Annotated in this window: 26 protein-coding genes and 1 CRISPR repeat array; of the genes, 19 read left to right on the top strand and 7 right to left on the bottom strand. The window is 45.9% G+C overall.

The window, feature by feature from the left end:
- The first annotated feature begins 1 nt into the window (after position 1).
- The 13 genes from cas7c (at position 2) to B1A98_RS07235 (ending at position 10051) form a co-directional block, all read left to right on the top strand.
- Positions 2-859 carry a type I-C CRISPR-associated protein Cas7/Csd2 gene (cas7c, locus tag B1A98_RS07295; RefSeq protein ID WP_063384696.1) on the top strand — a complete coding sequence of 286 codons (858 nt, stop codon included), beginning with the start codon at positions 2-4 and terminating at the stop codon, positions 857-859.
- Positions 849-1508 (top strand): CRISPR-associated protein Cas4, encoded by a 660-nt coding sequence (gene cas4 / locus B1A98_RS07290; protein ID WP_063384697.1) that lies wholly within the window; start codon positions 849-851, stop codon positions 1506-1508. Before cas7c ends, cas4 begins: the two co-directional genes overlap by 11 nt.
- Entirely contained in the window at positions 1505-2536 is a 1032-nt protein-coding gene (cas1c, locus tag B1A98_RS07285) for a type I-C CRISPR-associated endonuclease Cas1c (protein ID WP_063384698.1), read from the top strand. Before cas4 ends, cas1c begins: the two co-directional genes overlap by 4 nt.
- A gap of 9 nt (positions 2537-2545) precedes the next feature.
- Entirely contained in the window at positions 2546-2836 is a 291-nt protein-coding gene (gene cas2 / locus B1A98_RS07280; RefSeq protein ID WP_063384873.1) for a CRISPR-associated endonuclease Cas2, read from the top strand.
- A gap of 158 nt (positions 2837-2994) precedes the next feature.
- A CRISPR array of direct repeats spans positions 2995-4617; the repeat unit is 32 nt; unit sequence GTCGCACTCTATATGAGTGCGTGGATTGAAAT.
- A 305-nt stretch (positions 4618-4922) separates the two neighbouring features.
- Entirely contained in the window at positions 4923-6992 is a 2070-nt protein-coding gene (fliD, locus tag B1A98_RS07275) for a flagellar filament capping protein FliD (protein WP_063384699.1), read from the top strand.
- 35 nt (positions 6993-7027) lie between these two features.
- A complete protein-coding gene (locus B1A98_RS07270; protein ID WP_063384700.1) occupies positions 7028-7414 on the top strand; it encodes a DUF8042 domain-containing protein in 387 nt (128 codons plus the stop codon).
- 221 nt (positions 7415-7635) lie between these two features.
- Entirely contained in the window at positions 7636-7857 is a 222-nt protein-coding gene (locus B1A98_RS07265) for a spore germination protein (RefSeq protein WP_063384701.1), read from the top strand.
- Between the two features lie 27 nt (positions 7858-7884).
- A complete protein-coding gene (locus B1A98_RS07260; RefSeq protein WP_041094989.1) occupies positions 7885-8094 on the top strand; it encodes a spore germination protein GerPB in 210 nt (69 codons plus the stop codon).
- Between the two features lie 45 nt (positions 8095-8139).
- The gene (gene gerPC, locus B1A98_RS07255; RefSeq protein ID WP_063384702.1) at positions 8140-8766 is read left to right on the top strand and encodes a spore germination protein GerPC; all 627 of its coding nucleotides are present in this window, start codon (positions 8140-8142) and stop codon (positions 8764-8766) included.
- On the top strand, positions 8763-8939 hold the full coding sequence (locus tag B1A98_RS07250) for a hypothetical protein (protein ID WP_063384703.1): 177 nt from the start codon (positions 8763-8765) through the stop codon (positions 8937-8939). Before gerPC ends, B1A98_RS07250 begins: the two co-directional genes overlap by 4 nt.
- 13 nt (positions 8940-8952) lie before the next feature.
- Positions 8953-9333, top strand: a complete 381-nt coding sequence (locus tag B1A98_RS07245) for a spore germination protein GerPE (protein ID WP_063384704.1) — start codon at positions 8953-8955, stop codon at positions 9331-9333.
- 46 nt (positions 9334-9379) lie between these two features.
- Complete coding sequence (locus tag B1A98_RS07240; protein ID WP_063384705.1) at positions 9380-9598, top strand: spore germination protein; 219 nt, start codon at positions 9380-9382, stop codon at positions 9596-9598.
- 27 nt (positions 9599-9625) lie between these two features.
- Positions 9626-10051, top strand: a complete 426-nt coding sequence (locus tag B1A98_RS07235; protein WP_063384706.1) for an Hsp20/alpha crystallin family protein — start codon at positions 9626-9628, stop codon at positions 10049-10051.
- A gap of 38 nt (positions 10052-10089) precedes the next feature.
- On the opposite strand, the gene B1A98_RS07230 is transcribed toward B1A98_RS07235, so the two are convergent.
- The 3 genes from B1A98_RS07230 to B1A98_RS07220 all read right to left on the bottom strand — a co-directional run bounded on the left by B1A98_RS07230 (position 10090) and on the right by B1A98_RS07220 (position 14520).
- On the bottom strand, positions 10090-10815 hold the full coding sequence (locus tag B1A98_RS07230) for a ZIP family metal transporter (protein ID WP_063384707.1): 726 nt from the start codon (positions 10813-10815) through the stop codon (positions 10090-10092).
- 102 nt (positions 10816-10917) lie between these two features.
- On the bottom strand, positions 10918-12894 hold the full coding sequence (locus B1A98_RS07225; RefSeq protein ID WP_063384708.1) for a methyl-accepting chemotaxis protein: 1977 nt from the start codon (positions 12892-12894) through the stop codon (positions 10918-10920).
- Positions 12895-13119: 225 nt separating this feature from the next.
- Positions 13120-14520 (bottom strand): vWA domain-containing protein, encoded by a 1401-nt coding sequence (locus tag B1A98_RS07220; RefSeq protein ID WP_063384709.1) that lies wholly within the window; start codon positions 14518-14520, stop codon positions 13120-13122.
- Between the two features lie 478 nt (positions 14521-14998).
- On the opposite strand from B1A98_RS07220, the gene B1A98_RS07215 reads away from it, so the two are divergent.
- From B1A98_RS07215 to B1A98_RS07205, 3 genes are all read left to right on the top strand, one after another.
- Positions 14999-16408 carry a sigma-54 interaction domain-containing protein gene (locus tag B1A98_RS07215; RefSeq protein WP_041094973.1) on the top strand — a complete coding sequence of 470 codons (1410 nt, stop codon included), beginning with the start codon at positions 14999-15001 and terminating at the stop codon, positions 16406-16408.
- A 219-nt stretch (positions 16409-16627) separates the two neighbouring features.
- A complete protein-coding gene (locus B1A98_RS07210) occupies positions 16628-18130 on the top strand; it encodes an aminotransferase class I/II-fold pyridoxal phosphate-dependent enzyme (RefSeq protein WP_082821716.1) in 1503 nt (500 codons plus the stop codon).
- 136 nt (positions 18131-18266) lie between these two features.
- Positions 18267-19760, top strand: coding sequence for an amino acid permease (locus B1A98_RS07205; RefSeq protein ID WP_063384710.1), 1494 nt, complete (start codon positions 18267-18269; stop codon positions 19758-19760).
- A gap of 228 nt (positions 19761-19988) precedes the next feature.
- Here B1A98_RS07205 and B1A98_RS07200 read toward each other — a convergent pair whose 3' ends face one another.
- Both B1A98_RS07200 and B1A98_RS07195 read right to left on the bottom strand, forming a co-directional pair.
- Positions 19989-20531, bottom strand: coding sequence for a chromate efflux transporter ChrA (locus B1A98_RS07200; protein ID WP_063384711.1), 543 nt, complete (start codon positions 20529-20531; stop codon positions 19989-19991).
- Positions 20528-21118, bottom strand: coding sequence for a chromate efflux transporter ChrB (locus B1A98_RS07195; protein ID WP_063384712.1), 591 nt, complete (start codon positions 21116-21118; stop codon positions 20528-20530). The genes B1A98_RS07200 and B1A98_RS07195 overlap by 4 nt, the downstream gene beginning before the upstream one ends.
- Positions 21119-21303: 185 nt before the next feature.
- On the opposite strand from B1A98_RS07195, the gene fmdA reads away from it, so the two are divergent.
- Positions 21304-22482 (top strand): formamidase, encoded by a 1179-nt coding sequence (gene fmdA / locus B1A98_RS07190; protein WP_063384713.1) that lies wholly within the window; start codon positions 21304-21306, stop codon positions 22480-22482.
- Between the two features lie 13 nt (positions 22483-22495).
- A complete protein-coding gene (locus B1A98_RS07185; RefSeq protein ID WP_063384714.1) occupies positions 22496-22768 on the top strand; it encodes a zinc ribbon domain-containing protein in 273 nt (90 codons plus the stop codon).
- Positions 22769-22831: 63 nt separating this feature from the next.
- Here B1A98_RS07185 and B1A98_RS07180 read toward each other — a convergent pair whose 3' ends face one another.
- Both B1A98_RS07180 and B1A98_RS07175 read right to left on the bottom strand, forming a co-directional pair.
- Positions 22832-23062, bottom strand: a complete 231-nt coding sequence (locus tag B1A98_RS07180; protein ID WP_041094961.1) for a hypothetical protein — start codon at positions 23060-23062, stop codon at positions 22832-22834.
- Positions 23063-23067: 5 nt separating this feature from the next.
- Positions 23068-23388 carry a YbjQ family protein gene (locus B1A98_RS07175; protein WP_041094959.1) on the bottom strand — a complete coding sequence of 107 codons (321 nt, stop codon included), beginning with the start codon at positions 23386-23388 and terminating at the stop codon, positions 23068-23070.
- Positions 23389-24221: 833 nt separating this feature from the next.
- Here B1A98_RS07175 and B1A98_RS07170 point away from each other — a divergent pair.
- Positions 24222-25718 (top strand): APC family permease, encoded by a 1497-nt coding sequence (locus B1A98_RS07170; protein WP_063384715.1) that lies wholly within the window; start codon positions 24222-24224, stop codon positions 25716-25718.
- Positions 25719-25812: the final 94 nt, after the last annotated feature.

Genomic DNA, 25812 nt, shown 5'->3' with positions numbered 1-25812 from the left:
GATGAATGTGTTAGATCATAAAATTGATTTTGCTGTTGTGTTATCTGTAACGAAGGCAAACCCAAACGGCGACCCGCTCAATGGCAACCGTCCTCGACAGAATTATGATGGGCACGGGGAAATTTCAGATGTAGCGATTAAAAGAAAAATCAGAAACCGCCTGCTTGATATGGGAGAAGCGATTTTTGTCCAATCTAATGATCGCAAAACGGATCAGTTTAACAGTTTGAAAGAAAGAGCGGATGCAAAGGAAGAGCTTGCAAAAGCCTTAAAAGCGAAAGAGAATGCCAACGAACAATTTGCTGAAATTGCTTGCCGGGAATGGATCGATGTTAGAAGCTTCGGTCAGGTGTTTGCTTTTAAAGGGAGCAGCAAAGGGGTGTCCGTTGGCGTCCGAGGGCCGGTATCGATTCATACAGCAACAAGCGTGGATCCGATTGATATTACGAGCATGCAAATTACAAAGAGCGTCAATTCCGAGCCGGGAAAAGAAAAAGGCTCGGACACAATGGGAATGAAGCACCGCGTGGACTTTGGCGTATATGTGTTTTACGGCAGTATCAACACGCAACTGGCGGAAAAAACAGGATTCACCAATGAAGATGCTGAGAAAATCAAACAAGCGCTCGTAACAATGTTTGAAAATGATGCATCAGCCGCGCGTCCAGACGGCAGTATGGAAGTGCATAAAGTATGCTGGTGGGAGCATCAGTCAAAGCTTGGCCAATACTCTTCCGCGAAGGTCCACCGCCTGCTTCAGGTTCGGCGCAAGGCAGATGAACCAAAGTCTATTAATGATTATTCAATTGAAGTTCATGAATTGGACGGACTTAAAGCCGAGGTGCTCAATGGCCTTTGATGAAGAAGCCGGCTATTTGATGCTGTCAGGTATTCAGCATTTCCAGTTTTGCCGTCGACAGTGGGCTCTTATCCATATCGAACAGCAATGGGAAGAAAATGTCAGGACGATTGAGGGGCAGCATCTTCATCAAAAAGCAGATCAACCATTTCTTAGGGAAAAGCGGCGCGATAAACTGGTTGTCCGGGCGATGCCGGTCCAGTCAAGAGATTTGAGGATAAGCGGCATTTGTGATGTCGTGGAATTTATTCAGCATCCAGACGGTATAGAATTAGACGGCGAGACGGGAAAATATGCGGTTTATCCTGTTGAGTACAAGCGCGGAAAGCCTAAAGCAAACGATGCGGATGTTTTGCAATTAACGGCACAAGCGATGTGTTTGGAGGAAATGCTGTTGTGTGAGATCCCTTCCGGCTACTTGTTTTACAATGAGATCAAGCGCCGGGTAGAAGTGCCGATAACGAAAGAATACCGAAATAAAGTGCGTGCTGTTGTAGAAGAAATGCATGATTACTATCATCGCAGGCACACGCCCAAAGTGAAAACCGGAGCCTTCTGTAATAGTTGCTCCCTTCAACAGGTTTGCCTGCCCAAACTAATGGCAAAACGGTCTGTGAAAAGTTATATTGAAGGAAGGATCCTCGAATGAAGAAGCTATTGAATACGCTGTTTATCACTCAGCCCGACGTTTATTTATCACTGGACGGAGACAACATCGTTCTTTTAAAGGAACAGGAGAGGCTGGGCAGGCTCCCTTTGCATAACTTGGAATCTATCGTATCTTTCGGCTATATAGGCGCTAGCCCGGCATTAATGGGATATTGTGCAGACCGAAATATTTCGCTAACCTTTCTGACGGCTTCCGGCCGATTTCTGGCTAGAGTAATCGGCCAAAGCAAGGGGAATGTCGTGCTTAGAAAAAAACAATATCGTTTATCTGAAGATGAAGAGAAGTCGGCCAAAATCGCCCGCAACTTTATTATCGGCAAGATCTATAACAATAAATGGATCATTGAGCGCCTGACAAGAGATTATCCGCTGCGTATAGATGTTGCACAATTTAAAAATGTGTCGCAACATTTATCAGCTATTCTTCTTGAGATCAGAAAGTGTGAAGATTTAGCTGAGCTAAGGGGATGGGAAGGACAGGCGGCGATCAGCTATAATAAATTAATGAATCAAATGATCTTGCAACAGAAAGAAGATTTTTATTTCCACGGTCGCTCCCGCCGGCCTCCCCTAGATAATGTCAATGCGATGTTGTCCTTTGCTTATACACTCTTAGCCAATGACATGACAGCCGCATTAGAAGGGGTCGGGCTGGATGCATATGTTGGCTTTCTTCACCGCGACAGGCCAGGGAGAGTTTCGCTCGCTTTAGATGTGATGGAGGAATTGCGTGGGGTGTATGCCGACCGGTTTGTGCTGTCCTTAATCAATAAAAAGGTTGTCAATAAAAATGATTTTTACAAAAAGGAAAACGGTGCTGTTTTAATGACAGACGAAGCTCGAAAGAAATTTTTATCAGCTTGGCAAAATAAAAAACAGGAAAAAATCACCCACCCGTATATAGGAGAAAAAATTTCTTGGGGGCTTGTCCCTCATGTGCAAGCCCTTCTGTTAGCCCGGTATTTGCGTGATGACCTCGACGAATATCCGCCATTTTTATGGAAGTAGGTGTTTGAATTGCTGATTTTAATTACATACGATGTCAGCACGGGGAACAGTGAAGGAAAAAGAAGACTGCGAAAGGTTTCAAAGGTCTGTCAAAATTATGGCCAGCGTGTCCAAAACTCAGTGTTTGAATGCGTGGTGGATGCCGCTCAATTTGCTGTCCTGAAAATCGAACTAGCCAATCTCATTGATCCAGAACAGGATAGTCTCAGATTTTACAGACTGGGCAATAATTACAAGACAAAAGTCGAGCATATTGGATCAAAACCATCAGTCGACCTAGAAGGACCGCTGATTTTCTAGTGCGAATAGAAAGCGCTCATAAATACTCTGACTCATTCGCACTAAAATTTCTTTGGTTCGAGCGAATATTTTACACTTTGTTCTTTAATTCATTAAAGAAAATAGTTGGTTTTGGGTGAAAATGTATTTTTTTTAATTCCTTTTACCCTAAAATCGCTGTCGCACTCTATATGAGTGCGTGGATTGAAATTTATATGTCTGGATTTATCGGCACTGCTTATGATCGTCGCACTCTATATGAGTGCGTGGATTGAAATAGCGGACGGTCCTCGCAATGGAACGCAACTTGCCCGTCGCACTCTATATGAGTGCGTGGATTGAAATCGTCAACTGCCGGAATCTGATTTACAGGAATTTAGTCGCACTCTATATGAGTGCGTGGATTGAAATCAACCCCATAACCCCCTTTACTTCATGCTTAGGACAAGTCGCACTCTATATGAGTGCGTGGATTGAAATAGCGGACGGTCCTCGCAATGGAACGCAACTTGCCGTCGCACTCTATATGAGTGCGTGGATTGAAATTATGATAACATTGATAACATTTTTAAAAAGATCGTCGCACTCTATATGAGTGCGTGGATTGAAATGGCGATGTTGGTAATAAAACGGACATCGAGCTAATGTCGCACTCTATATGAGTGCGTGGATTGAAATTCTGACCAAAAAGGAATGATGGACGGGCAGCTGTCGTCGCACTCTATATGAGTGCGTGGATTGAAATCTCCAATATTTGGAAGCCCTTGTGACGAGAAGTCGTCGCACTCTATATGAGTGCGTGGATTGAAATGTATTTGTAGATTACCTCACCATCCATCGGCGTGTCGCACTCTATATGAGTGCGTGGATTGAAATAAGCGGCACGACATCGACTTGCACGGCCTTGTATGTCGCACTCTATATGAGTGCGTGGATTGAAATGACATAAGCACCTCGCCAGGCATTGCGGTACTCGTCGCACTCTATATGAGTGCGTGGATTGAAATTTTAATACTCTCGACTGTTTTATTCATGTTAATGTCGCACTCTATATGAGTGCGTGGATTGAAATATTTAACTTTTGAACGAATCCTCCTACCATTGTGTCGCACTCTATATGAGTGCGTGGATTGAAATAAGCAAAAACAGGTGTGGCTACGGTGGCCATGGGTCGCACTCTATATGAGTGCGTGGATTGAAATAGAAATGAATTTAATTGTGACTGTGCCGTCACCCGTCGCACTCTATATGAGTGCGTGGATTGAAATCCTCCTTTTCATGTTATAATCCACAACCCCTCCATGTCGCACTCTATATGAGTGCGTGGATTGAAATAGCTTCTGGCTGGGTAATCCCACGGGTTGTTAAGTGTCGCACTCTATATGAGTGCGTGGATTGAAATAGCATCGTGGCTGCCTGGCGGACATAAGATGCACGTCGCACTCTATATGAGTGCGTGGATTGAAATATCAGCAGACAGTTGTTGTTTTTGCGCTTCTTGCGTCGCACTCTATATGAGTGCGTGGATTGAAATCACACCGCCATGCCTGGACGGCTGGCAACAATCCCGTCGCACTCTATATGAGTGCGTGGATTGAAATTCTGAAAAGACAGATGCACAAGGGGAGCCGATTGTGTCGCACTCTATATGAGTGCGTGGATTGAAATCAGGGATGGAAGCAGCATTTCACAGAATTGCCGGGTCGCACTCTATATGAGTGCGTGGATTGAAATTCTTGGTATGTGTCTCATATCACCCCTCCTTATAGCGTCGCACTCTATATGAGTGCGTGGTTTGAAATCCGGAAACAGCGGCCGGCGACGTCAAGAAATTCAAGGTTGCACTCTATATAATTATTTGAATTGAAGCAATATCTTCTCAAACAGAGCTGCTTATGTGCTTTTTCCTTATTCTGTGTAGAAGTCAATCATTTGATGAGTATGTGAATTCGACAGGCACTTCTTGCTTTTTCTTTCAATTGTTTTGGCAATGTTGTTAACTTCCCTCCGAAGCAACCGATATAAAAAATGGAGTATATAATCGAAAGAAAAGCTTGTAGATCAATAGGTACATGAGTGAAATACAAAAAGAAGGAGTGGGGGACAAATGGTCCGAATCGGCGGATTGGCGAGCGGTATGGATATTGATCAGATGGTCAAGGATCTGATGAAAGCAGAACGGATGCCGCTTGATAAACTGAAGCAAAAAAAGCAAGTGCTGGAATGGCAGCGGGATGACTACCGGACAATGAATACGCTGCTGTTAGATTTCCGTTCGGAGTTAACGCAAATGAAGTTAACGACGAAATATCGGGCGAGAGTGGCAGCGTCAACAAATGAAGATCGGGTGACAGCGACAGCGAGCAGTGCGGCTGGAGCGTCTTCTTATCAAATTTCAAAAGTTGATGCTTTAGCTAGTTCAGAACGTCTTTTAAGCGGCACTGGAAAAATTGAACTTGATCCTAGTAAGGATTTATATAGCCAGACTCAAAGTACACCGGATATGTGGAGAACAGGAACAGTCGAAACAAAATCATTTACGGCAGATGGAAGTAAAGCTACGTTTTCCTTAGAAGTTCCTACAGCTAATCTAGATGATTTTTCCTCATGGAGCGTAAAAGTAAACGGCAAAGGCTATAAAGTAATTACTGATCAAAGTAAATGGGAGGCACTTGCCTCTGATGATAGTACTCACGTATTTGTAGACAGCGCTACAGGAAATATTCAGTTCAAGCAAAATATAGCGAAGGATAGCTCTGTCCGCGTGGATTATATTGCGAAGGAGAAAACTGATACTGTCACGCTGGCTTATGACTCTCAATCGATTCAGCTTTCACGTGGATCCATCAGTGCAGTAACGTCTTTTTCTCTTAAAAAAGACGATGGCACATCACAAAACTATGTTGTAAATAATGGACAAGTATTTAAGGAAGAAGACACCGGCTTTTCTGATGCGGTAGCTACATTTGACAAGGTGACAGGCAAGATTACGTTTGTTGATGGAAAAATGGACTTGCCTCCGAAAGCTAACGCAGGGGAAGAACAAGCCAAATACACAATAGAAGTCACATATAAACAAAATTACACGACGTTTAGCTTGGATACGGCTACCTCCAAGGGAAATATGCATGAAAATTTTATTGTACAAGGTAATGAATCTCTTACCCAATTAGGCAATCGAGTGAATAGTTCTAATGTGGGGATTAATCTGTTTTATGATAAACAGTCCGGACAGATGACATTGAACCGTGCGGAAACAGGAAAGTTTAACGATGCAGGGCCAGATATAACGGTTGAAGGCTTGTTAATGAAAGATATATTTAAATTTGATGATACGGCCAAGCTTACAGGCGGGAAAAATGCAGTCTTTACTATTAACGGCCTGACAACTGAAAGAAACTCCAACACCTTCGAAATGAACGGGGTTACCTTTACGCTCAAGCAGACATTTGCTGAGGAAGTGAGTGTATCTGTCAATAACGACAGTACCAAGGTGTTTGATAATATTAAAGAGTTTGTTAATAAATATAATGAATTGATTGATAAGATCCAGAAGAAAACTAGCGAAGAGCGGTACAGAAAATACACACCGTTAACCGATGATCAGCGGGAAACATTAAGTGACAAGCAGCAGGAGAAGTGGGAGGAGATGGCGAAGAGCGGTCTTTTGCGCCGGGACCCTTTGCTCGGAAGTGTGTTAACAAATATGCGTATGAACTTCTCACAGCCAGTGACGAATGATAAAGTATCGGGAGCGTTCAATCAGTTAGCGAAGATAGGAATCACGACGACCGCCAACTATTTAGAAGGCGGCAAGCTGGAAATCAATGAAGCAAAACTGCGCAAGGCGATCGAGGAAGATCCGGAATCGGTAGAAAACCTTTTCCGAGGCGATGGCCCGACAGATAGCCAAAAAGGAATTGTTCAGCGCCTGTACGATACGGTTAGCAAGACGATGAACCAATTGAAGGAGAAAGCGGGGAATTCGTTTTCCACGCAGCAGCAGTTTGCGATCGGCCGGACGCTGAAAGGGATTGACAGCCGGATCAACAGTTTTGAAAAGCGGCTCGTTCAAGTCGAAGACCGCTATTGGCGTCAATTTACAGCCATGGAAAAAGCGATTCAGCGCTCGAATCAGCAGTCAATGTACTTAATGAATCAGTTTGGCGGCCAGTAAGGCTGGCGCAGAATGAAAGAAACTGGGTGGGTGTATTGGAAAGACGGCAGTTAACGGAAGAGCAATTCGACTTTGTGAAACAATATGTGGACTTGCTTGGAACGATTGAAGAAGGTTTTGTGTATATCATTAGGAGCTTTGAAGACTATAGCCATACAGAGAGCGATCGCATGCTGGCAGACATTTTCTCCGCTTTATATCAAGCGGGGCAGGCAAATGAAACGCTGCAGCGCATTTTTCAAACGGGCTTGCAAGAGACGATTCAACGATTCCACACGGTGGCCGAGCAAGCTCTTGAGCTTGAAGCGTCCTTTACGGATCTAAAGCGGCGCGAACAGATCATCATAGAAGGCCTCTATCCGGCTTTTCGTGACTGGGCTGGGGAGATGCAACGGATGTTGCTGCCGTATGTAAGTATATAACAATAGAAGGGCTGCTTTGGAAGATGCCGAAGCCGCCCTTTTTTATCGCTAGCCTTCAAGAAGGAATTCGAAAAAACCGCGAATTCCTTCATTTTTTTTCTCATGGTTAATATATTAATGGTAAGTGAAGAAAATAGCGCTCCGGCCTAGACGTTTATCACATTTACTCCGCTTCTTCATATTGTACTAGTAGGAATTGCTTTCGAAAAGGGATGAGATACATGCCAGCGATTGTCGGAGCGATAAAAGTGAACAGCATAGGAAGCGGCAGTGTTTTTAATATCGGTGATGTGTACACGATTGCTCCGTCCTCCACAGTAAAAACCTTTGCCGGAGCAGGGTCCTTTAATACAGGAGAAGGCATAATGGTCAGAAACGAGTATAGCTCTACGAATACGTATGATTCTGATGCGATCGATTCCAGTATTCAAAATGTTCTTTAAGGCTGCTTGGACAGGGAGGGGGAGCTGATGAATTTTCATATTAACCAAAACATTGTGATCCACAACTTAAAAATTGAGTCTGTCTCCAATTCTTCCTTTTTGCAAATCGGAAGTGCGGGCATTATTAAAGCGCTGTCCAATCTTTATAATACCGGGGGATTTACTGAGCCGGCTCCGCAGCCAGGCACACAAGCCGGACGCCCTTTTCTTGTGCCGCTTTCTCCCCCTCGTGCCTGATGGTCATTTGCGAACTTTTAACTTTTGCTGTAAGGAGGGGATTATATGTATGTTGATTATCCCCGTATTATCCACCATCTCCAAACTATGTATGAGCGAGTGAAATCCCAGCAGCAAACGATCATGCAGCTGCAGGAAACTGTTCAAACACTTCAACAGGAAGTTCAATCGTTAAAACAAAATCAATCCTCCAATATTGAACGGATTGAGTATAAATTTGATCAATTGAAAGTAGAACGGCTGGAAGGCACCTTGAACATTGGCATTACGCCTAACACTGGCAAGGGGACAATCGAGGATTTTTCTGTTGAACAAAATGAGGTAACCGTGCCGGTGATGAATCCCCAGCAGCGGCTGCTGTTATTCGGGAATATTCAGCGGCAAATCCATGATTATTTAAATGGCCATTGCTACCCGGATTTTCATGCGATTGAGCAACAAAAGAACCAGGTGATTACCCCGGATTACCGGCAGTACATTATTGAAGATATTAGAAAGCAAATTGACTCCCGTATTCATTATTATTTAAATCAGCTGAACATGAGCCAGATTGAGGAAGAACAACTGGCAGAAGTGGAAGGGCGGATGATTCATAGGGTAAAAGAAGATATTCATAAAACGTATGATGAATTTATCGCACAGCTGCCAAAGGAAGGGGGCTTTTTGAAATGAATTTCACTGTTGTGAACAAGGAGATTTGTGTAGAGAATATAATGATTCGGGGGGTAGCGAGTGCCTCCATGGCTTTTATTGGCGATACGGATACCATCGTTCTGTCATCTGCTTTTGATACACCGCCTGAGTCTTTGATTGTCGGGCCGTTCGTTCCGCTGCCTTCTGAGTAAGGAGGGCGTTTTATTGTTTAAGAGAACATCTGTGGTTCAAGATATCCGTGTGATCACGATGCTTAACAGCTCCATTCTTGAAGTGGGCGATTCTGCCGAGCTGAACTTGCGAAGCCGGGTACTGGCTGTTCAGCGCGAGGCAGAGGTTTTTTACGGACGCGAGGGCAATTTTAACGAGTATCCGGTTTTTTCAAGAAGCTTGCCTATTCCGCAAATAGAGGAGAATGTAACGGTGACGAGATACAACCTGTCTCCTTTCATTCGGGTGAAGCATGTGGCGATTACGGCTATTTCGTCCTCTAGCGTGCTTCATATCGGATCGACCACAGCCATCAATGCGGAATGCCGGATCAAGAATATCCGGCAATTATTAAATGATGGGAAGCGATCCTAAACAGTAAGTAGAATAAGAATAATTCAGACAGAAAAGAGTGTTCATAATGCCTTCCATAGTTACTGGACCGTTTAAAGTAAACAGCAACGGCGGAGTGATGAATTTCGGAGACACCTTGAATATTGCTCCGAAAAGTATTTTAAAAGAAGTGCGGGGAGCAGGCGGATCGAATGTCGGGGATTTGACAATGACAAACACCGGCATTAGCATCACCAATTCCCTCGATCCGGATCTTATTGATCAGCCGCAAGCAGGCAACAATTGATTCTTTGCAAAAAAGTGGTGAATAGAGATGGATAACTACTTTGACGGATGGGATTCGTTATTTAAAAAGTTTTTTGAGGGAGAGGTGGAAGGGAAGTTCCATCACTATTTCAAAGGGACGGACAATCAGCTGCGTGTCAATTTGTATGAATCTAAAGATAAGCTGATGTGTTTGTTTCTTCTGCCGGGGGTTCCAAAAGTAGAGGATATCCATTTAAATGTTCATGAACAAATGCTCGAGGTCCGCTGTGATATCCGCTTTGATCATAAGGGGTTTCGCGTCGTTCAGGAAGAGTTTCATGAAGGAGCCTTCACACGCATCATTAACCTGCCCTTTCCTGTGCGAGCGGATCAGGTGGAGGCTTCCTACAAGAGAGGGCTGCTGGCTGTCCAGTTAGTCCGGCGCATGCCGCATAACGAGCATACAGGCATCTTGATTCGAGATGTGGAATAGAAGACAATGGGTGCCTATCAAAGGGCACCCATTGTCTATTAAAGCAGCAAGGTAAGGAAAATACCGGCAGCGGTAATCAACCCAACGAGAGGTCCGCCTTTTTCGTAGGCTTCAGGTGCCATAGTAGAGGCGATCATCGCAATAATGCCGCCCGCTGCAAAAGAGCGGAGCAAGGCTTTCGTACTGTCCGATGCATGGTCTAAAAAGATGTAGCCGGCCAGAGCGCTTAAGGCTGAGGCAGCGAGGACAAGCATCCACATCATGATGACTTTTCTTTTGCTGAAGCCGCCTTTGAGGAGGCCGGATGTGCTGGAGAGCCCCTCTGGAAAGTTACTGATAAAAATAGCTGCAACGAGTGCCGGATTGACGCCGCCGTTAATCAGGCTCAGCCCGATCATGGCCGTTTCCGGAATGGCGTCCATAATCGTACCGATGAAAATGGCCATGCCTGAACCGGATGCATCCGGTGAAGCGCTGCCTTCCCCGGAGCGTTTGCGGTGCTGAGCGCCTTTGCGGTTCACAAGCATATCCAGCACAGTAAAGAGAAGGGCCCCGCCGAGAAAACCGAAAGCCAGATCCTTCAGCCCGCTCAGCTTCATCGCTTCTTCGAGAAGGTCATAGGAAACCGCAGCGATAAGTGCCCCTGTTCCAAGAGCCATAATATAGCCAATCAGCCGTTTAGGGAGAGAAATAAGCAATACGGCAACAGCGCCGAGTAAATTGGCCGCGCCGGCGATTGCCCCCCAAAGCAAGGCTTCACCCATAGCCGTCATTCCTTTCCAAGCATTGTCCTTTGCCTATTCCCTGAATCTTTGTTTTTACACGTAAAGAAAAAGCGTGCTGCCCGAAAGAGACAGCACGCCGTATTAGCATTTAAAATGAGAGATCAGCTCTTGCAATTCTTCCGCCATGGAGGATAACGCCTGGGAAGAGGCTGAGATTTCTTCCATGGAAGCTAATTGTTCCTCGGTTGAGGCAGCAACCTCCTCTGAAGTAGCTGCGTTTCCTTTAGCAATCAGAGATAATTCATTGGTCATATCCGTTACCTCTTGAACAGCTGCCGCCATTTGCTGGGCTGTAGCTGACACTTCCTCCATTTGCGGGGTAATGTTTCTTGTGCTCTGGAGAATGGAACGGAACTTTTCGATGGCTTCATTGGATATAGCGACACCGCTTTGCACGTTGTCCGTCACTTGGGCCATCACTTGGACAGAGGTTTCTGTGTCCTTCTGAATCCCCTGGACGATTGTAAAGATTTCTTTGACCGATTGTTGTGACTGCTCGGCCAGCTTGCGTACTTCATTGGCCACAACGGCAAACCCTTTGCCATGCTCACCGGCCCTGGCCGCTTCGATGGCTGCGTTTAAAGCAAGAAGGTTCGTTTGCTCGGCAATCTCAGTCACTGCGTTTAAAATCGAACTGACTTCCTTAGAGCGTTCATACAGCGAATGAATCATCGCGTTTGATTCTTCTACAGACTGCTGGATCGACTGCATTTGCCGAACGGTATCGGCAACGGCTTGGCCGCCTTCCTCGGCCTGGGCAGTCGTCTCTTGGGCCAGCTCGGAAACTTTCGCCGAGCGCCCAGCAATTTGCACGGCTCCTTGAGATACTTCCCCTAAAGAGCGCGCATTTTGATCGACACCCGCCATCTGCTTTTCTGCACTGCCTGCGACTTCCTGGATTGAAACCGCCACTTGCTCTGTAGCCGCGCTTGTTTGTTCTGCGCTTGCTGTTAATTCTTCTGATGAAGACGCCACTTGCTCTGCGTTCACTTCAATTTTTTGCACAAGCTGCTTAATGTTTGTCTGCATCGTTTGAAAAGCCTGGGCCAGCTGGCCGATTTCATCGGCAGATTGTATATTTACTTCCTCTGTCAGGTCACCTTTGCTTATCGTGATTGCTTGCTCCTTCAGTCTTCTGAGCGGTTTAATAATAGACTTGATAATAAAGAAAACCACGGCAGCGCCAGCCAGCATCGCTATGAAAATCACGAACAGCGTCTTTTGAAAGATCGGGAAGGCCGCTTCTGTGAATTCTGCCTGCCCAATCGTTCCGCCTATTTTCCAGCCAGTCAGTTTGTTGGTGACGAAGCTCATGGCTCTTTCCTGTTCACTGGCTGTATAGTTAAACTGTCCTTTTTCCTTTTCGTACAATGCTTGATAAAACGGTTCCGTCGCCTGCTCACCGGCCTCGATGGAAGGGTGAACCATCGAGGTTTGGCCTTTATCTAAAAGAAATGCATATCCTTCCCGGCCAATCTTTACTTCTTTGATTAACCCTTGAATGTAGGCCAGGTTAATATCAACAGCCACTACGCCAGAGCCGTCTGCTGTCGATTGGGAGATGGTGACGACCATATCGCCTGTCGTGACATCCGGGTAAGGCTTGGAGATGACGGTTTCGCCTTTTCGTGCCATCGACTCTTTATACCAGTCTCTCGTCCGGGGATCATAGCTCGCCGTATCGGTAATCACCGGCTCCTCAATGAATAAGCCATCTGCTGTTCCGACATATAGGCTGAACGCTTCCGGATGCAGCTTGGCGTATTCTGCTAATCTTTGGCGCAGCCTGACACTGTTATTGCCTTTATAGTCTTCAGCGCGGATGCTTTTGGAAAAGAGACTGATATCATGACTTTTTGCTTCAATCATTTGATCAATTGAAGAGTTTAACATATGAAGGTTTTCGGAAAAACCGGACAACATTTCCTGCTTGACTGCTTCCTTTGCTGTGCCGTATGACAGGGTCCCGATCAAAAGGGATGGAATTATCAAGATAATGGAAAAAGATAAAATCAGTTTGGCCCGCAACGTACCCAAACGTCTAAAAAAGCTTCCCACTGCCAATAACCTCTTTTCTATGAATGTCTATTCTCTGGATGATTAATCTTTAACCAATGGATAAAGACTATTCTATGTATCGGTAAAAATATACAAACTTTAATATCTGCTCAGATGAAAATGAGATTTATAGGCATATATTCCTATTTTTCTAGGGGGGAGGCTGGAACGCGAAAACAGGTCCGCCCCTAAAAGGATTTTTTGGGGCGGACCTGTTTTATATGGTTATTCTTGCCACTTCTCCTTCCAGTCTTCTACTTTGCTGTCAATCTCCTTTTTGTGTTCTTCCAGCTTTTGGGATTTTGCCTCATAGACACGTTGAAAATGGCTGTTGCGCACCTGATTCATTTCTTCAGCAAGAGTTTGCACTTCTTCTTTCGTTTGATCGTCGATCAGCTTTTGGCTGGAGAGAAAGGAGAGGGCATTGGTCATCCGATTTTTCTCACGGTCGCTTAAGTCAGTCAGCCGCCCTTTATAATCGGATAGCTCGCTTGTTTTGCTGACATATTCATGAAGCGGAACGCCTTGCTTTCCGACTATTTCAAAGAGGGAAGGGCGCCACTTTTTGGTGACTTGCATTTGCAGCTCTTCCTTATTTTTGACGGTCGCATAGTCACCGCCGCCGGCTTCAGCCACTTCTTTAAGCTGCTTTTGGCCGGAGTCGTCAACATCGAAGCCGATAATATTCACCTGTGCTTGAATATTTTGAGCTTGCAGCTTTTTGGCGGCTGCCACTGGATCGCCGCCGCACGTTTCTATGCCATCGCTGACTATATAGACGCTGTTGGTATATTGATCGGATGGGTAGGCAGAAAGAATATCGGCTGCTTGGTTGATAGCAGCGGCCAGTGGCGTCCATCCGCTCGCCTGGAAGGAGCCGGTTGCTGCTTTAAAGGCCCCCTTTTCATAGGGTGCCAGCGGGAAGACTGCCTCAATGGCCCGGCATGACTTCGCTTGGTCGGTCTCACTTCCGCTGCCTACATGCCCGTAAACGAGCAATGAGACCGCTGTTCCTTTAGGAAGCCCAGCCGCGAATTCTTCAATGGCTGCTTTCGCCAAATCCATTTTCACCCCTCCGGGAACCTTCGCTTTCATGCTGCCGCTCGCGTCCATTAACATGACCACGTTCTGCTGTTTTTGTTTTCTTTCCGTGCTTTCCTTCCCTTCTGGCAGATCAGGGGCCTGGAAACCGGATTCAAATGAATCGAGCGGTTCGTAGAATTTCTTGTACTGCCCTGAGCCGAGGGTATAGACGAGGTAATCATATACTTCATCACTCGTTTGCTTTTCATTCTTCTTAAAATAATCGCCAATCTCCTTTTCCATTATCGGCTGGAAGGTTTTCTCGTAAAAGTTGCGGTACTGAAACCAATCAATCGGTTGGACGGCTTCGATCTCCTCATCGAAGTGTTTCTTCATCAGCCAACCGGGCTTTTGGGAGATCATATCTTCTGCTGTTCTTGGAGCCTTGGGAACCTCGTCAGCTGGTGTAGTGCTGCGGGAAGCGTCCGCTTGTGCCTTCTTTTTATTTAGCTCGGTTTCCTCCTGGCCGGTGGAACAAGCGGTGAGAAGCAGCAAAGCAGCTAATAGCATCATTCCGATGCTGGGATATTTGAACTCTTTCATCCTCTATCCTCCTAAAAAGTACGATTATTTTTTATTATGTCAAACTAAATTATCCAAAACTAGATGAAAAAGGAAGGGATTAAGAGGCGTTTAGCTAATCGATTTAAATCTTTAGTCCCGCGCTTGGCGGCGGATAAAACCAAGATAAGCTTCTTCCAATTTCTTTCTTATGATAATATAAAGCTGTCAAACTTAAGAAATGCTGAAAAGAATGGTCTGGCTACCAGGCTGTATAAAAAAGATAAATATCAGTAAAAATTTGTCATTCACTTCTTGCTGTAAAAAGCAGGAAGTTGTCGAAGGCTGGACAGATTTGGTATAAGTGCCGAAAAATCGGCGGCAAAATGACAAAAATCCGGCATTGATTATTACGGGGACACCTGTCTTAAAATGGAATAAACGTACAGACAAGAAAGAGGCGGCAGATGCTGCTGATTCTTGCAGTGTTTTTGTAAGTGAAGAAGGAGAGTTGTTCAAAATGCTGTTGAATGGAACGGACAAGAAAGAGATGGAGATGATTCAGGCCATTTTGGGCACGATTGACGAAGGCATTCATGCGGTAGATGCGAATGGAATAACCGTTTTTTACAACCATGTGGCCGCGAAGCATGACGCTGTTGAACGCGAGGAGGTTCTCGGCAAGCATTTGTTGGAAGCGTTTCCTTCTTTATCTCCGGCAACGAGTACCTTAATGAAGGTTATTCAGACTGGGGAGCCGATTTATAATCAGCATCAGTCCTACTATAATATCCGGGGAACGCTGATTGATATGGTGAATACAACCCTTCCAATTAAAGTGGATGGGGAGCTTGTCGGAGCGGTAGAAATTGCCAAGGACCTGACTAAGGTGAAGCAATTATCAGAAAAGCTGATTGATCTGCAGGCTAAGGTGGAGACCGGACAACGGAAAAAAAAGGCGGCAACTACCCAGGCGGGTGCTAAGTACCATGTGACCGATATCATTACGAATGATGCCGCTTTTGAACAATTAAAAAAGAAAGCACTGAAGGTGGCAGCTACCTCATCACCTATACTGATATACGGGGAAACCGGGACAGGGAAGGAGCTGCTGGTTCAGTCGATCCATAATGCTTCCCCGCGCCAGTCAGAAGCGTTTATCGCTCAAAACTGTGCGGCGATTCCTTCCTCCTTGCTTGAAGGCATTTTATTCGGAACGGCAAAGGGCAGCTATACAGGGGCGGTCGATCGGCCAGGATTATTCGAGCTTGCCGACGGCGGAACGCTCTTTTTGGATGAAATTAACTCAATGCCGCTAGATATTCAGGCGAAACTGTTAAGGGTGCTGGAAAATGGCGTCATTCGCAGAGTAGGCGGAACGAAAGAGCATGAGGTGAACGTTCGGATTATTGCAGCCATGAATGAGCCGGCAGAGGTGTGCCTGCGTGAAAAAACGCTGCGTTCCGATTTGTATTATCGTTTAAATGTCATCAACTTGCAGATCCCGCCGCTAAGGAATAGAAAAGGTGATATCCCGCTTTTGACGGATCATTTTGTCCAAAAATATAACTTTCTTTTTGGCAAGCTCGTCACTAAGGTAGCAGAGGAAGTCAAGGCAGTCTTTAATCGTTATAACTGGCCAGGGAATGTCCGGGAGCTTGAACATGCCATTGAGTCGGCGATGAATGTGATGGACGGCGATATCATCACGCTTGATCACATTCCGCTGCACATAACAGGAGAGGCGCCGCCGGAAAATGGCGCAGCTGCCCCGCTGCAGCCGCTGCGCCAAGCATTGATGGAAACAGAGGAAAACTTAATTCGGCAGGCCTTGGCCGAAACCGGCGGCAACATTCAAAAAGCTGCGAAGCTGTTGGAAATTCCTCGGCAAACATTGCAATATAAATTAACAAAATTGGGTCTATCATAAAACCGCCGAAATTTCGGCGGTTTTTTTCAGGGTTTTGGCAGGTTTTTTGATCTGAAAGAGCGTTCAAAAGATGAAAAATATTTAAATTTTCGCTCTATTAAAAGGTTTGTCAGTGGAAGGGTCTCGTTTTGGCATGCAAATTGCTATAAATAAAGCGGAATAGTTAGCGGCAGAAGAAACATCATTCTGCTCAGTATGAAGCATAGGAGGAGAAAGAGAATGAATCTTACTATTACACAAATGCATGAAGCCCCTCATGCTACGGTTGATCACACAGCGGCACCGCTTTACGAGGCCCTTTGTTTATATGAAGCAAGCAAACGCACGTCCATGCATGTTCCGGGACATAAGGACGGCCGGGTGTTCGACAAAGAAGCCTTTGGCCGCTTTGCCAGCATCTTGAAAATTGACGCGACAGAATCAGTAGGCATCGACGATTTGCATCACCCGACAGACTTTATCGCTGATGCACAGAAGCTGGCGGCAGAGGCGTTTGGCGCAGATCATACCTTTTTCCTTGTTGGGGGAAGCACGATTGGCAATATTGGAGTAGCCCTGACTTTATGTGCGCCTGGAGATAAAATTCTCGTTCAGCGCAATATGCATAAATCGGTGTTTCATGGATTAATGCTCGCAGGCGCGCAGCCGATTTTTATCGCGCCAGCTATTGAATCAACAACGAAAGTAGCGAAAGTGTCTGATATTCACTACATCGAGAAAGCATTAAAGGAGAATCCTGATGTGAAAGGTGTCTGGATTACCAATCCAAACTATTATGGAATGAGCCAGGATATCACTCATCTAGCAGAAACCTGCCATCAAGCTGGCGTGCCTCTAATTGTCGATGAAGCTCATGGCGCTCATTTCGGCCAAGCAGCAGAAGTGCCGCCATCTGCGCTTTCCAAGGGAGCGGATGTAGTTGTCCAATCGACCCACAAGATGCTCACAGCGATGACGATGGCTTCCATGCTTCATATAAAAGGAAATCGTGTGTCCCGCGAGCGGCTGGCACAAGTGCTTGGAATGATTCAATCAACGAGCCCGTCTTATCCGTTATTGGCTTCTCTCGATTTAGCACGCCGTTATTTAGTGACAGAAGGACGCGGCCATTTAAAAGAAACGGTGAAGCGGCTGGAGGAAAGACGAATCGCTCTCAAGGATGAGCTGCAAGCGCTTTCGATCTGGGAAGGCAGCGATGAAGTTCATTACCGGGATCCGCTGAAATGGATCATTTCCTGCAAAAATGAAATGGTCTCCGGCTATCAGCTGCTTGATATGTTTTATGAGCAAGGCTGCACAGCGGAAATCAGCGACCCGCGCAATATCGTCTTTTTATTCTCCCTAAATGAAAAGCATGAAGATATTGATAAGGTAGTTGACGCAATTAAAGCGATTGACCAAAAGCTGCAGAAATGGACAGTGGAGGAACAAGAGGAGAAAACAGAAACGGTTCTGTTTGCAGCAGAGGGCACGCTGTATAAACAGGAGGTGTCTTTGCGCGATGCCTTTCATATGCCGCGCAAACGAGTAGCGTTAGAGGAGGCGGTCGGCTCGCTTTGCGGCGAAATGATCCTTCCTTATCCGCCGGGCATTCCGTTGCTGACGCCGGGTGAAGAGATTACGGCGACACATGTCCAAACGATTCGGGAGTTAAAAGAAATGGGGGCCTATTTCCAAAGCCCTTCAGACGATACGTTAAGAACGCTATATGTGCTTGAGTAGTTCATTATTCAACCGGCCGCCGTTTCGATAAGAAGCTGCGGCCGGGCAATTACAAAGTATGAAGACTGGAATGAACAACCGAAGAATCCGCAAGCAGAACATGACAGGTCCTCATCGAACAAAGGAGGAACAATGGATGCAAAATAATGCCTCTCAATCTACTGTTTTATCTGCCAGTGAGGCGAAAAGTCAGCCAGTGCAAGAAGCACCGCAGGAGTTAAAGAGAAATTTAAAATCAAGACACTTGACGATGATCGCGCTTGGGGGAACGATCGGAACAGGATTGTTCTTAGCGAGCGGCAGTGCCATTCACACGGCGGGACCGGGGGGAGCTTTGCTCGCTTATGGAGCGATCGGGATGATGGTTTATTTCGTTATGATCAGTCTGGCGGAAATGGCGGCCTTTCTGCCTGTAGCCGGTTCATTCAGTACGTATGCGACCCGCTTTGTTGATCCGGCACTCGGCTTCGCACTCGGCTGGAATTATTGGTATAACTGGGCAATCACGATTGCTTCTGAGCTTGCCGCTGTAGCGCTGATCATGAAGTTTTGGTTCCCGGACAGCCCTTCCATTCTTTGGAGCGGTATGTGTTTAGCCATCATTTTCTTGTTGAATTATCTTTCTGTAAAGGGATTCGGGGAATCAGAATACTGGTTTTCAATGATTAAAGTCACGACGGTTATTGTATTTTTGATTGTCGGGGTTCTGATGATTTTTGGCATCCTTGGCGGTGAATACATTGGTTTTAAAAACTTTACGATCGGAGATGCTCCGTTCCATGGCGGATTTATGACGATCTTGGGGATTTTTATGGCTGCAGGCTACTCCTTCCAGGGGACAGAGCTTTTCGGGGTAGCGGCCGGGGAAACAGATGATCCGTCCCGTTCCATTCCGAAGGCTGTCCGCCAAGTATTTTGGCGCATTTTACTATTTTATATTTTTGCTATTCTCGTCATTAGCTTGATCATTCCATACACAACAGCCAGTCTTGCGAACGAGGATGTAACAATTAGTCCGTTTACTCTTGTGTTTGATCAAGTCGGGATTGCTTTTGCGGCGTCGGTAATGAATGCGATCATTTTGACATCTGTTTTGTCAGCGGGCAGTTCAGGTATGTATGCTTCTTCGCGGATGCTGTGGGACTTGGCAAGAGAAGGAAAGGCGCCGAAGTTTCTTGCAAAGCTGGATAAACGCGGCGTGCCGGTGAATGCCTTGATTATCACTTCGCTTGTCGGCATGATGGCCTTTCTCGCTTCTTTCTTTGGAGATGGAGCCGTCTATATTTGGTTATTGAATGCTTCAGGGATGTCAGGATTTATTGCATGGGTTGGCATCTCGCTCAGCCATTATCGTTTCCGTAAAGCTTATATTGCGCAAGGGCGCGATTTACGCGACCTGCCTTATCAAGCCAAGTGGTTTCCGTTCGGCCCGCTCTTTGCGCTTGTCCTTTGTACCATCGTCATTTTGGGACAAAATTACAGCGCCTTTACGAGCGGCAAGGTTGACTGGAACGGTGCGATTATTTCTTACATTGGGCTGCCGCTGTTCATTGCTGTGTGGCTCGGTTATAAGTTTGTAAAGAAAACAAAAGTTGTCCCGTTAAAGGAATGTAATATGAACAAATCTTAATTCCAAATGATTGGAAGCGCTCACAATATGTCTGAATTGTGAAATTGAAACAAGGATGTACCGAAAGCCTTGGCTTTCGCGCACATCCTTGTTTTTTGTGCATAATTTTTCTGTTTCGCGCGTATTTGACGCGGGAGCGCGCCTATTTCCCGATTTGTGTGCATAAAATCCCCGGTTGCGTGCATATGTCTCTAAATTGCGCGCATAAACCAGTTTGCGCGCAGTAACCTATGAGCCGATATGAGGCAGCACGACCCCTCCGTAAATAAAGGCTGCTGCAATGACGATAGCTGGGTGTATTTTCCATTTTGTCATTGCCAGCCAGGCTGCGGTCGCAATAAGAAACGATTGCACGTATCCGATGGATTCAAAGGACACATGGCTGAATTCCCATGTCAGCATAATCATCATGACAGCAATGACCGGTTGAACAAGGAGGGTCATTCCTTTTACAGCCGGCGAATGTTTAAAGCGGCTTAAGAGGTTCAGAAGGATAACGATAGCTATAGCTGATGGAGCCACGGTTGCAGCGGTCGCCGTGATAACACCGAGCCAGCCGGCTTGCTGATAGCCGGCAAAGGCGGCAATTTTCGTCGAGATGGGTCCGGGCAGGGCATTCGCCATCGCCAGCATATCTACAAATTGCTCATTCGTCATCCACCCATAATGATCAACGACCTCTTGCTGGATCAGGGGAATCGAAGCAGGTCCGCCGCCATAGCCGAGTAAATTTGCTACAAAAAATGCAGAAAATAGCTGCCAGTAAATCATATGGAGTCCTCGCGATCTTTGCCCGTCTTTTGTTTGGCCCATCTGGAAACCCGGAGATGAATCGTTCCATAGGCCAAAAACAAGATAATGACAATAGCCGGGTGAACATGTAACAGCACGAGCAGTAAAAAGGAGAGGAGACCGGCAGCTAAGCCGACTGTTTTGCCGAGTCCTTTCCAGGTTTTAGCACAAAACTCATAGGCCATCATGCCGAGCAAGACGGCGATGACTGGCCGAACGGCGGCAATCATGCCAGAGATCACAGTTGATTCCTTTAGGGAATAAAGCGTGCCCAGCAAAGCAATTATGCCAATGGTCGTAGGAAGGATATGGGCAATCACAGCAATAAAAGCGCCGATCGTTCCTTTTTGGCGGTAGCCTAGCTGAGCGGCCATTTTAGTGGCAATCGGACCGGGCAACGCATTGGCAAAGGCCAAAATTTCCCCGAACTCTTCATCACTAATCCATTTGTAGCGTGAAACAGCTTCATGACGGAAGAGAGGGATGACGGATGGTCCGCCGCCATAACCCAGCACCCCGGTTCTTGCCATGGCTGCGGCGATATCAATATATGCTTTTCCATTCATATGTGTATCCTCCCATCTTCATGCAGGTGAGATCGCTACCATCATTTTAACAAATATAGCCCTTTTCCATGGAAATAAATAGCGAAAAATAGTTAGAATAATTTGACTATTAATCTTGTTAAAGTTAGAATGAAGGCGCATACATAGTCTGACTTCATAGATCAATAAATTGAAGGAGGAACAACATGCCAAAAACCTTATTCAAACTCGATCTCAGCAAGCCCATGGAGCAGCAGGCACATCCTGGCCATAACCGCTGGCATCCAGATATTCCAGCGGCCTTCTCGGTAGAGCCAGGAGAAGTTTTTCGAATGGAGTGCAAAGACTGGACGGACGGGCAAATCGCTAACAACGACAGTCCGGATGACATTCGTGATGTTATTTTGCCGCGTGTGCATGTTTTAAGCGGACCGGTGTATGTGAACGGTGCTGAGCCCGGAGATTTGCTCGTTGTGGACATTTTGGACATCGGAGCTTTTCCGGATCATGAATGGGGATTTAACGGGATTTTTGCTAAGGAAAATGGCGGCAGCTTTTTAGTCGAACATTTCCCGGAAGCGGCTAAATCCATTTGGGATTTTGAAGGTATTTACACCACTTCCAGGCATGTGCCGGGTGTGAAGTTCGCCGGCATGATTCATCCGGGATTAATCGGGGTAGCCCCGTCCATGGAGCTGCTGCAGGAGTGGAACAGGCGGGAGCAGGAGTTGAAGATGACGGATCCCGACCGCGTGCCTGAGCTCGCCACTTCTCCGCAGGCCGAACATGCGGTGCTCGGAACGCTGAAAGGAGCAGAATTTGACCGGGTTGCCAAAGAAGGGGCGAGAACGGTGCCTCCAAGGGAGAACGGCGGCAATTGTGATATTAAAAACTTGTCCAAAGGCTCAAGAGTTTTCTTTCCAGTATTTATTGACGGGGCCAAGCTGTCGGTAGGCGATCTTCACTTTTCACAGGGAGATGGGGAAATTACCTTCTGCGGCGGAATTGAGATGGCCGGCTGGATTGATTTAAAGGTGGATGTAATTAAAGGCGGCATGGAAAAATATAAAATTAAAGATAATCCGGTTTTCAAACCAGGACCGGTTGAACCGCATTATTCAGACTACCTTGTATTTGAGGGAGTTTCGGTGGATGAGTTTTCCGGAAAGCAGCATTATTTAGATGCCCATATTGCTTACCGTAGAGCCTGTTTAAATGCGATCGAATATTTGAAAACGCTCGGCTATACCGGAGAGCAGGCGTACATGATATTGGGCACCGCGCCGGTTGAAGGGCGGATCAGCGGTATTGTGGATATTCCAAATGCTTGCTGTACTGTAGCGATCCCGACAAAAATATTTGATAAAGATATTGATCCAAAGTAAGGGGGAGGACGGCTTGCCAAGTTACACATTTAACTGCAGCCAGTGCGGCGAGTTTACTTTATTTTTTACATCTACAGCAGGGAATAGAGGAGCAGCACAGTGCCCGGAGTGCCAGCAGGAGTCATCACGGGTTTATTTGCCTCCCTATTTATTTTCTTATCCAAAGGAAGTGCGGACGAGAGTTGAAAGGGGAATGGAGCCGCGCCGGGTGACGCGGGAAGAGCTGGGACCGAAACAGAGAAAAGTGAAGCCCCAGGTGAGCCGTCCATGGCAGGTTGGACATTAGCAGAGAGACCTTTTAAATAGAAAAAGAAACATCCCGGCTGCTTTCACAGAAGCCGGGATATTTCTACTTTTCTTCTTTATAAAATCGTTCTCCTGTATCCGGGTGCATATAAACGACCAATTTCTTCTTCGTTGTCGGATCAATGGAGACTTCCTTCGTTCGGATAAATCCTTCCGGCACTTGTTCGCCGTGTTTTGATTTGAAGCGGCGGTCCCAGAAGAACCAGGAACCCGCGATCAGAATAATAAGTGCAATCAGCTGCAGTCCGTAAAAGCCAATAATCCACTCCACCATCGCCCTTATTCCTGCTCGGCAATAACGGCTGTTCCGTAGGCGACAATTTCACTCATGTTCTGGCCGATTTCGCCGGAATCAAAGCGCATCATAATAATTGCATTAGCGCCCATTGCCTTCGCGTTTTCCACCATACGGTCCATTGCCTGTTTGCGGGCATCTTCAAGCATTTCTGTATATTGGTTGATTTCTCCGCCGACAAGCCCTTTGAATGAGGCAACGATATCTTTTCCGATTCCCCGGGCTCTGACAGTTAACCCAAATACCGGTCCTTTGATTTCTGTAATCCTGTAACCGGAGATGTTTTCTGTTGTTACGATGATCATCTTTCTCCACCCCTTATCTTTTGGTAACTATTTCTTGTTTTATTGTACCTTGTTTTTTATATGCTTGCTACGTTCAAAGAATGAATAGTACATGAAAAAGCGCTGAAGAAAAGGTCTCCAGCGCTTTTTTAAAATGAGATTGTTGCATTCATCATTTGCATTTAAAGTACAAATGATGAATTTTTATACAACAATAACCGATATCGGCCCCGCCTGCGCCAAATACCATGACAGCCCCTGTTGCTGCCCTGCCTATTACCATCATAAAAGAAAACGCTTCCAATTTCAAGAACTTTTTTTGTCATATTTTTGCAGAATATTCACAAGATAGAATAAATAATTATCGGACGACTATTTTCCGTAACGTACAGTCAGCAGCTGCATAGATGATTCAGTGCAGGGAGAGCAAATGCTATCATTCGGAAACCCGTTCCTTGTATGATGTCTTGTTTATAGGATGACGAAAGAAGAGGAGTTTTTCTGAGGGGCGGTTTGCCTATTCAATGATATAGATTGGTTCTTATTTATCCTTGTTCTGGGGATCCTGCCGATTTATCTAACTATTTAATAACAGTTATCGGCAGGTTAAATCGTTGCCTGGACAAATTTATAATATAGTATGAGTAAGAAAAAAGCAGAAATTCGCGCTTTTAACTATCTGCCTCTTTTTCGTACAAATAAAAGCAGCCTCGTGCCGTTCCCAACTTGCAATCCTATATTTCTGAATATTTAGTAAATTAATGGAAGGATTATACTCTTGGGGATGGTGACAAACTTTTCAGCGGAAGCCTCCCTCATGAGTTTAATTACTTATAAATGGAGGAGGTTTTTGTGTGAAAGAGAGAACACAGTTGGACAAGACGTTAAAGCCGCATTGGGTTTGGGCGATTGCTTTAGGTTCAGCTATCGGATGGGGGAGTTTTGTTCTGCCGGCAGATTGGATGGCCAAACCCGGGCCTATCGGTGCGGCGATTGGTTTTGGAATTGGCGGTCTGCTTATGATTTTGATTGCTGTCAGCTATGGTTTTCTGATCCGGCATTTTCCCGTTTCAGGGGGAGAGTTCGCCTATGCTTATCTCGGGTTCGGGCGGACAAACGCTTATATATGCGGCTGGTTTTTGGCGCTCGGATACATGAGCATTGTTGCCTTGAATGCTTCTGCCATGGCGCTTTTGTTTAAGTTCACTATTCCGCAGGTGGCCATGAAAGGGCAGATGTACAGTATTGCCGGCTGGGATGTGTATATCACGGAGGTGTTGATTGCGACAGCCGCCTTATGTGTATTTGCATGGCTCAATATTCGTGGTGCTTCCTTTTCTGGCAGGCTGCAGTTTATTTTCTGTGTTGTTCTTGTGCTGGGAGTGGCCGCGCTGGCGTTTGGCATGTTTACTCATTCTGCTTCCTCCTTCTCTCATTTACAGCCGGTTTTTAATCCAGAAATTCCAGCGTTGTCCGCTATTCTGACGATTGTGGCTATTGCCCCTTTTGCTTATGTTGGCTTTGATAATGTTCCCCAATCAGCAGAAGAATTTGATTTCCCTGCAAAGAAAGCGTTTTCTTTAATTGTATGGGCGCTTATCTTTGCTACGCTCATTTATATAACCAACATTCTATTTACGGCTGTAGCAATGCCGTGGCAGGAGCTAGTAGCCAAGCAATCAATTTGGGGAACAGGAGATGTTATTTCCGGGGCATTTGGAAGTGTGGGATTAAGCGTGTTGGCGATTGCCATTTGCATGGGTATTTTTACCGGGCTCAATGGATTTTATGTGTCGGCGAGCCGGCTGCTTTTTGCCATGAGCCGGGCCAAAATCATTCCAGAAGTATTTGGGAAGCTGCATCCGACATACCGGACGCCTTATGCGGGCATTTTGTTTACAATGGTGATTTGCTTAGCGGCTCCTTGGTTCGGCCGGCAGGTGCTTTTATGGATCGTTGATATGGCATCGATCGGTGTAGCGGTTGCTTACTTTTATACATGCTTTGCGGCGTATAAGTTTTTTAGATGGTCAGGAAATAATGATACGGTGATGGAAGGAGCTGTTTCTCCGGCAAGAAAATTTTGCAGCTTGCTAGGATTGATCGCCAGCCTCGTTTTTGTCGGTTTGCTTGCCGTTCCTGGCTCACCGGCATTTATGGGAGTGCCGTCGTGGATTGCCTTATTAATTTGGCTTGTTATCGGAGCTGTTTTTTATGGGGTGCGCGGCAAGGCCTTCAGGCAAATTCCGAAAGAAGAGTTGGATTACTACATTCTCGGTGAACACAGTCACCTGGCCAGCGGTTTTCATCAACAGGTACCGGCCGATACCGATGAAAAAGCAGCTCCTTGATAATTGAAAAGTAAAAGGTGTGCTGCCTGAACAAGAGTAGGAACGTTACCAGCGCTTTTAAACTCAAGTATAGACACTGTCAAGAAGCATCTGG

The organism is Pseudobacillus badius (assembly GCF_002189605.1).
GTDB classification, from domain to species: domain Bacteria; phylum Bacillota; class Bacilli; order Bacillales; family Domibacillaceae; genus Pseudobacillus; species Pseudobacillus badius.
This window is presented reverse-complemented; position numbering and strand designations above follow the sequence as displayed.

Coding starts and splice junctions, on each gene's coding strand:
- B1A98_RS07175 (WP_041094959.1), bottom strand. CDS start 23,388: ATGATCATCGTAACAACAGAAAACATCTCCGGTTACAGGATTACAGAA.
- B1A98_RS07210 (WP_082821716.1), top strand. CDS start 16,628: ATGAATCTTACTATTACACAAATGCATGAAGCCCCTCATGCTACGGTT.
- B1A98_RS07230 (WP_063384707.1), bottom strand. CDS start 10,815: ATGGGTGAAGCCTTGCTTTGGGGGGCAATCGCCGGCGCGGCCAATTTA.
- B1A98_RS07240 (WP_063384705.1), top strand. CDS start 9,380: ATGCCTTCCATAGTTACTGGACCGTTTAAAGTAAACAGCAACGGCGGA.
- B1A98_RS07215 (WP_041094973.1), top strand. CDS start 14,999: ATGCTGTTGAATGGAACGGACAAGAAAGAGATGGAGATGATTCAGGCC.
- B1A98_RS07265 (WP_063384701.1), top strand. CDS start 7,636: ATGCCAGCGATTGTCGGAGCGATAAAAGTGAACAGCATAGGAAGCGGC.
- B1A98_RS07180 (WP_041094961.1), bottom strand. CDS start 23,062: ATGGTGGAGTGGATTATTGGCTTTTACGGACTGCAGCTGATTGCACTT.
- cas4 (WP_063384697.1), top strand. CDS start 849: ATGGCCTTTGATGAAGAAGCCGGCTATTTGATGCTGTCAGGTATTCAG.
- fmdA (WP_063384713.1), top strand. CDS start 21,304: ATGCCAAAAACCTTATTCAAACTCGATCTCAGCAAGCCCATGGAGCAG.
- cas7c (WP_063384696.1), top strand. CDS start 2: ATGAATGTGTTAGATCATAAAATTGATTTTGCTGTTGTGTTATCTGTA.
- B1A98_RS07235 (WP_063384706.1), top strand. CDS start 9,626: ATGGATAACTACTTTGACGGATGGGATTCGTTATTTAAAAAGTTTTTT.
- B1A98_RS07195 (WP_063384712.1), bottom strand. CDS start 21,118: ATGAATGGAAAAGCATATATTGATATCGCCGCAGCCATGGCAAGAACC.
- B1A98_RS07200 (WP_063384711.1), bottom strand. CDS start 20,531: ATGATTTACTGGCAGCTATTTTCTGCATTTTTTGTAGCAAATTTACTC.
- B1A98_RS07220 (WP_063384709.1), bottom strand. CDS start 14,520: ATGAAAGAGTTCAAATATCCCAGCATCGGAATGATGCTATTAGCTGCT.
- B1A98_RS07250 (WP_063384703.1), top strand. CDS start 8,763: ATGAATTTCACTGTTGTGAACAAGGAGATTTGTGTAGAGAATATAATG.
- B1A98_RS07260 (WP_041094989.1), top strand. CDS start 7,885: ATGAATTTTCATATTAACCAAAACATTGTGATCCACAACTTAAAAATT.
- B1A98_RS07205 (WP_063384710.1), top strand. CDS start 18,267: ATGCAAAATAATGCCTCTCAATCTACTGTTTTATCTGCCAGTGAGGCG.
- fliD (WP_063384699.1), top strand. CDS start 4,923: ATGGTCCGAATCGGCGGATTGGCGAGCGGTATGGATATTGATCAGATG.
- cas1c (WP_063384698.1), top strand. CDS start 1,505: ATGAAGAAGCTATTGAATACGCTGTTTATCACTCAGCCCGACGTTTAT.
- gerPC (WP_063384702.1), top strand. CDS start 8,140: ATGTATGTTGATTATCCCCGTATTATCCACCATCTCCAAACTATGTAT.